Source organism: Actinomadura formosensis NBRC 14204 (genome assembly GCF_001552155.1).
Lineage (GTDB): Bacteria > Actinomycetota > Actinomycetes > Streptosporangiales > Streptosporangiaceae > Spirillospora > Spirillospora formosensis.
Genome location: NZ_BCQQ01000286.1, coordinates 1 through 1,354 on the forward strand (window position 1 = coordinate 1; position 1,354 = coordinate 1,354).

The window sequence follows — 1,354 nt, forward strand, 5'->3', positions numbered from 1 at the left end:
CCCAGCAGCGGTTCACCGAGTTCGAGGCCGAGTGGGGCGACCGCTACCCGGCGGTGATCCGGTTGTGGCGGGACGCCTGGCCCACGTTCACCCCGTTCCTGGCGTTCCCGCCGAGATCCGCAAGGTCATCTACACCACCAACGCGATTGAGAGCCTGAACGCCCGGTTCCGCCAGGCCACCCGCCGACGGGGGCACTTCCCCTCCGAGCAGGCCGCACTCAAAGTGCTCTACCTGGTCATCCGCCAGCCGCTGAAGAACCGGCCGAACGTCACCGGCAAAACCCCCGGCTGGAAGGCCGCCCTGAACGCCCTGGCGCTGCACTACGGTGACCGCATCACCCTGAACTGAAAGCTGATCACCACCTCACCCACAGACTTTCAGACACTCCCCTCCAGCGTTCGGCCCGGCCAGATCACCAAGCTCTACCGCGACCTCGTCACCGTGGGAGGTCGAAAGGGTGAGGGCCTCTCGCCTCGGACGGTCGCGCACGTGCACTCGGTGCTTCGGAAGGCGTTCGGCGACGCTGTCCGGGTTGATGAGCTGATCGCGTCCAACCCCACGGAACGCGCGAAGCGGCCTCGGCTCCATCACGGTGAGCCGGGAAAGGTCTGGACGCCTGCACAGCTCCGGGCCTTCCTCGTCTCCGCTGAGGGCCATCGGCTGTCGGCCTTCTTCCACCTGGCCGCCTACACCGGTGCTCGCCGCGGTGAGCTGCTCAACCTGCGGTGGCCGGACGTCGACCTCGACGGGGCCTCGATCCAGATCAAGGGGTCGGTGGGGTTCGTCGCCGGCGAGCGCATCGAGGGGACGACCAAGAGCGGCCGGTCTCGCGTCGTGAGCCTCGACCTCGGCACGGTCGACGTCCTCAAGGCCCATCGGAAGCGCCAGCTCGCCGACAAGCTCAAGGCCGGTGAGTTCTGGAAGGGCGCCGAAGACGGCCACGTGTTCGCCACGGGATGGGGTGAGCCGGTGCACCCGGACACGGTCTCGTCCCTTATGGCCACGCTGATCAAAGAGCACAACGCAGCGGACGGCGTAACGCCTCTCCCCCACGCAAGACTGCACGACCTCCGCCACGTCCACGCGACGACTCTGCTCCTGGCGGGCGTTCCCGTACACGTCGTCGCGGCCCGGCTTGGGCACGCTGACCCGGCGATCACGCTGCGGGTCTACGCGCACGTCGTCAACGAGCAGCTCGCCGAAGCGGCCACGATCTTCGCGGACAGGATCGACGGCGCGGCGTAGTCGGCTGTTAGCAAACCCGTTAGCAAAAGCCCCCTTCCAACACCCGGAAGGGGGCTTTGAGCTGGGAGCCGGCGAGGGGACTTGAACCCCTAACCTTCTGTTTACAAG

General features: G+C 67.2%; 1 protein-coding gene and 1 pseudogene. Both read left to right on the forward strand.

Annotated elements, in window-relative coordinates; translation table 11 throughout:
* Window positions 1-349: pseudogene (locus AF1_RS32530) on the forward strand (transposase); the annotation flags it as partial.
* Between the two features lie 141 nt (window positions 350-490).
* On the forward strand, window positions 491-1,246 hold the full coding sequence (locus AF1_RS32535) for a tyrosine-type recombinase/integrase (RefSeq protein WP_067808199.1): 756 nt from the start codon (window positions 491-493) through the stop codon (window positions 1,244-1,246).
* The last annotated feature ends 108 nt before the right edge of the window (window positions 1,247-1,354 follow it).